This is a genomic window from Guyparkeria sp. (assembly GCF_041687595.1).
Taxonomy (GTDB): Bacteria; Pseudomonadota; Gammaproteobacteria; order Halothiobacillales; family Halothiobacillaceae; genus Guyparkeria.
This window is the reverse complement of sequence record NZ_JAWLBP010000073.1, coordinates 1-5,340: the sequence shown is the minus strand read 5'-3', so window position 1 is coordinate 5,340 and position 5,340 is coordinate 1. Positions and strand designations below refer to the sequence as shown.

The window sequence follows — 5,340 nt, the reverse complement described above, 5'->3', positions numbered from 1 at the left end:
AGTCCCATTTCTGACGCTCCCGGATAATTCGGGGTTTCAAAATGCGGTAACTGAGAAGATTCAGCAGAAAAAGGGCCGCGATGCCAGCGGCGACGGCAACGATAATGTCCATGCGGCGACCAAACGAGCAATGGGAACGCGAAGGGTCGCAGATCATTGTTTCAATCGGGTTACGTCAGCCCGTGCCAGCTCAGAAACAGCGGAATCGAGATCACTACGCCATTCTGCATCAGAATGAGCGGCACGAGATGAATTGCTGGTGTCAAGGCCAGAGCCTACATGAAGGGTCGATGACCTGATGGCAGCCCGATGCACGACGCTGCCCTGTGACCGGCAGCCGTCGCTGACGAGTGACTCGCAGTCTGCATCGTCTGGCGGGAGCGGGTGACGACCCAGAACGGGCGTTGGGTTCTTCCCGGCCGGCGACCGGTCATTGACGAGATGCGGTCATCCACACGCTATGAAAGTCAGGCTGATCCACGCGGCGGGGATGAATCCGTCGCGACAGGCGAGGGAGTGGATTCACATCGGAAGCCAGGTCCCCCGCACAAGGACAAGAAGGATCATCGAGCGCGAGCGGTAAGCCCGCCGTCGCAAATACGGGACCATATTTTTGCAGATGTCGCGGACATCTACCCACTGCCCGTGTCAGGAATCCCGAGCTCATCGAACCGCGCGTCGGCGCTTTCCAGTTGGGGAGGCAGGCGTCGACTCTTTGGCCCCGCCAGCAATCCAGCGCTGGCTCAGCAGCCGTTCTTCCTCCTGCACCGCGCTCGCCGCTGCCGTTGCGGCCTGGATCAAGGCCTCGGCCAATGGGCTGAGGGTTCGGTGGGACAGGTACAGGAACGCAAACCTTGTTGTGATCCAGGGGAGTGCAATCGGGAGGACCTTCAGTTCCCCGCGGTCAAGCTCGTGGCGCACCATGTAGAGCGAAAGAATCGTCACCGCGTCCGATCTGCGGACGGTGTCCTTCATCATGGCGATGGAATCCGTGTACATCGTTGGGAGCCACCGGCCCAACGCCGCCTGCATCCTGGCATGTCTCGACTGCCCCTGCGTGGAGAGTCGGGCGATGCGTGGCGGGACGGTGGATGAGGTCACCAATGGATACGCGGCGGCCTGCTCCAGGGTGAGGGCAGGGCGTTCCAGCAGAGGGTGGCCGGCCCGTACCACCAGGTAGGCCTCGTGCGAAGACATCTCGGCCACGCTCACATCGGTGGATTTCTCCAGCCAGGCAGGGTCGGCCACGAGCAGGTCCAGCTCACGTTTCCGCAGCAATGTCAGGAGATCGGGTGCCGAGCCAGCGACCATGCGCAAGCAGATCCCCTTGCCGTGTCGCGCGAGGTCCCCCAGGGCCTGCCCGAGGAAAAGCTCGGGTGGGAACACCCCGGTCCCGATCCGCAACGCGCCCGTATCCAGACCCCGGATCAAGGCCAGCTCCCGCTGCAGGTCCCAGGCGGCCGCCGTGACGGTTTCTGCGTGGCGCAACACCATCCGGCCCACATCGGTGGGGGTCGCTCCCTGGCGTCCGCGCTCGAACAAGCGCAAGCCGGTCTTGCGCTCCACCTCCTGGATGCTTCGGCTCAAAGCGGGCTGGCTGATATGAAGCCGGCGCGCGGCGTGGGCAAAACTGCCTTCCGCAGCGATGGCCAGCACCTGATTCAATTCGCGGAGGTCAAGATCTAGGTGGTCCATGCGTGTCTGTTATGGTTGTTTTATCAATATTGCATTTTACAGATGTAAGGTTGCCTGATACAAAGTGCTGGATCAAATCCAATGGCTTGAAGGGCAGGTGACAACCTGTGGCTCCGACGTGCGCGTCTCCGCAGTCGTGCCTTTGCCCATGCACGATGACGGCAGTCGTGGGGGGCGGATGCTGCGAAGATTTTTGTTTGCCAGCGCGGTGCTGTGATTCGGCTGCACCGCGTCACCGGTTCGTGGCGAGGTGGCGGAGGATCTGGCGTTGAAGTCGCTCGAAACCGGCCGGGAGCAGTGGAATAAGGTTCAGGGGGTCTGGAACAGGGAACCCGACGCAACCTTGTCCCCGCTTGTCACGACTGGACTGATGCGCATTCTCCCGGTCGAGTGTCCGCTTTTGTATTAAACAAGCCCGACGAGTTGCATTTCTCCCCGTAAATATTGGTTCCACCAACGACCCAGGATTAGAAATGACGTGCCGCTACAGCACCGGGGGAAGTTCGCGATGAGGGGCATTTTCGTGATCTTCCTTATCGCCTTTCTCAGCCTAACCGCCTGCAGTCCGGAAGATCCGCCTCCACCCTCTGCGCCGGTCGGAGTCGGGGTCTACGAAATCCGCCCGGTCGAGATCAATCGCGAATGGCGCTTCAGCGCTCGCACCGAGGAGGCGGAAGCCGTGCAGGTTGTGGCACGGGTGGAAGCCGAAGTGGCGGCGGTTCTGTTCGATCGCGGAGCGCGTGTCAGCGCCGGGGACGTGCTGTTTCGGCTCGACGACGAGGAACTGCGCGAACAGCTCAGGCAGGCCCAGGCCCAGGTGGAGGCGCCCCGCAGCGCGCTGGAAGTCGCCGAGCGAAACCTGAACCGCGGCTTGGAGCTCGCGGAGCGGGATTTCCTTTCGGCCGCCGACCTTGACAAGCTGCGTGACGCGGTCAATCAGGCGCGATCGGCGCTGGCGGCAGCAGAAGCCGCCCTTGCCCAAAGCTGGCTGAACCTCGAGTACGCCATTATCCGTGCTCCCATCGACGGACGCGTGGGGGACACCGTTGCCACTGTCGGCAACGTGGTCGGCCCAGTGTCCGGCACCTTGGCCAGGCTGCTGGCAACCGACCCGATCGTAGCCCGTTTCCAGCTGACCGATCGCGAATTCCGGGAGGTGGTCCGGCTGCGTAATAGCGGCCTGGATGCGGACCAGCTGCAGATTCATCTGCTGCTGGAGGGTGACGAACGCTATCCATGGCCGGGCCAACTGGATTTCATCGATATCGCCGTGGATGAAAGTACCGGCACGGCGCAGATCACCGCGCGTTTCCCCAACCCCGACGATGAGCTGGTCCCCGGCCTGTTCGCGACGGTCGAAATCGCCTCCCGTGAACAGGAAGCGACATTGCTGGTGCCGCAACAGGCGGTTCGCCGCAACCTGCTCGGCCATTTCGTCCTGGTCGTGCAGCCGGATCAGACCGTCTCCGAGCGCCAGATCATGCTGGAGCGCGAGTTGCGCGCCGCCTCTGTCGTGGCCGCCGGTCTCGAACCGGGTGATCGGGTCGTCGTCGAGGGTCTGCAGAAGGTGCGCGCCGGCAGTGCCGTCGAGACGGCCACGTACGACTGGGATGATGCCACCGGCCTTCTGGCTCCAGTGGACCTGATTCGACCGTGACCGAGTTCTTCCTCAACCGGCCGAAGGCGGCCTTCGTCCTGTCCATCCTCATCACCATGGCTGGCCTGCTTGCCCTGCAGACCCTGCCGGTCAACATGTATCCAGACCTGGCGCCTCCGCAGATCCAGGTTCGCGCCATCTATCCCGGCGCCAGCGCCGAGACCGTCGCCGATGCCGTGATTCGTCCCATCGAGCAGCGTCTGAACGGCGTCGAGGGCATGATCTACATCGAGTCCGCCGCCACCAGCGACGGCGTGGCGGCGATCACCGTGACCTTCGCCACTGGCACCGATGTCGACATGGCCCAGGTCAACGTGCAGAACCGGGTCACGCTCGCCGAGAGTCAATTGCCGGAGCAGGTTCGGCGCGAGGGCGTGGTAGTGCGCAAGCAGTCGAGCAACATGTTGATGGGGATCAACCTGTTCTCCGAGCGCCCCGAACTGGATGCCCTGTTTCTGAGCAACTACGCCACGACCACCTTGCTGGAGAACATGGCCCGGATACCGGGCGTAGCCGAAGCGTCGGTACTGGGCACAAGCGAGTACGCGATGCGGATCTGGCTGGATCCGGAGCGGATGAGCCTGCTCGGCATCACCGTGGGTGATGTCAATGCGGCTGTACGCGAGCAGAACCAGATCGTCGCCGCCGGTTCCCTGGGCCAGGAGCCGGCTCCGCCCGACCAGCTCTTCACCTTCAATATCCGCAGCGAAGGACGCCTGAGCGAGGCCGGCGAATTCGGCCAGACTGTGATCCGGCTCGGCGACGACGGCCGGGTCATCCGGCTACAGGACATTGCCCGGGTCGAACTGGGTGCGCGTTCCTACTTCGCCACCTCGCGTCTCAACGGCCGCGACACCGCCTTTCTCGTGCTCTACCAGCTGCCCGAGGCCAATGCGCTGGACGTGGCCGAGCGCGCACGGGCCGAAATGGAGCGCCTCGCGGTCTCGTTTCCGGACGGCCTCGAATACGCCATTCTGTTTGACAGCACGCGCTTCATCGACGAGTCCATCCGCGAGGTCGTGCATACCCTGTTTGAAGCCATCGCGCTGGTCATCCTGGTGGTCTTCCTGTTTCTGCAAAGCCTGCGCGCCACGTTGATTCCGGCCATCGCCATCCCGGTCTCGCTGATCGGCACCTTCGCCTTCATGGCGGTGATGGGCTACTCGATCAACCTGATCACCCTGTTCGGCCTGGTCCTGGCGATCGGCATCGTGGTCGACGATGCCATCGTGGTGATCGAAAACGTCGATCGGCTGATCCACGAGAAGGGCATGGAAGTCAAGCAGGCTGTCGCTCAGGCGATGCGCGAGATCACCGCCCCGATCTTTTCGACGACGATGGTGCTGCTGGCGGTTTTTGTCCCGGTGGCGTTCCTGCCCGGCATCACCGGTGAGCTATTCCGCCAGTTCGCGGTGACGATCTGCTTCGCCGTGCTGATTTCCATGGCTGTTGCCCTGACCCTGTCGCCAGCACTCAGCTCGCTGCTTCTGCGGGGGGGAGCCGAGCCGATCGGCTGGCTCAAGCCGGTCGAGTTTCTGATCGACCGGCTCAGTCGTGGATACCGCTGGCTGATCGCTCGCATCCTGGCCCGAACCGGCTTGGCCGCCGCGGTCTTCGTGAGCATACTGGCCGTCGTCGCCTGGCTGGCCTCGACCACGCCGACCGGGTTCGTGCCCGAGGAAGACCAGGGCTTCCTGTTCGTCGATGTGCAGTTGCCGGACGCTGCCTCCGGCAACCGCACCGCCGCGGTCATGGACCAGCTGACCGAAACGATTCGCTCCGACCCGGCGGTCAGTGACGTCATCGCGATCGGCGGCTACTCGCTGCTCAGCGGTATCGGGTCGAACATGGGTTTCGGCGTGGTTGTGCTCAAAGACTGGTCCGAGCGCGAGGATCCACAGCTGCAACCGGCGGCGATCGTGGGGCGCCTGAATGCGGAGCTATGGGCGATTCCCGAAGCGCAGGTCATGGTGTTCAACGTTCCGGCC

The 5,340-nt window shown here is 63.3% G+C and carries 3 protein-coding genes; 2 read left to right on the top strand and 1 reads right to left on the bottom strand.

The window, feature by feature from the left end; genetic code table 11:
• Nucleotides 1-663: 663 nt before the first annotated feature.
• The gene (locus ACESL5_RS09275) at nt 664-1,695 is read right to left on the bottom strand and encodes a LysR family transcriptional regulator (RefSeq protein WP_372592499.1); all 1,032 of its coding nucleotides are present in this window, start codon (nt 1,693-1,695) and stop codon (nt 664-666) included.
• A 508-nt stretch (nt 1,696-2,203) separates the two neighbouring features.
• Here ACESL5_RS09275 and ACESL5_RS09270 point away from each other — a divergent pair.
• Together ACESL5_RS09270 and ACESL5_RS09265 are read left to right on the top strand one after the other, a co-directional pair.
• Entirely contained in the window at nt 2,204-3,352 is a 1,149-nt protein-coding gene (locus ACESL5_RS09270) for an efflux RND transporter periplasmic adaptor subunit (protein ID WP_372592498.1), read from the top strand.
• The coding region (locus ACESL5_RS09265; RefSeq protein ID WP_372592497.1) for an efflux RND transporter permease subunit at nt 3,349-5,340 on the top strand (1,992 nt) is incomplete at its 3' end. The genes ACESL5_RS09270 and ACESL5_RS09265, both read left to right, overlap by 4 nt.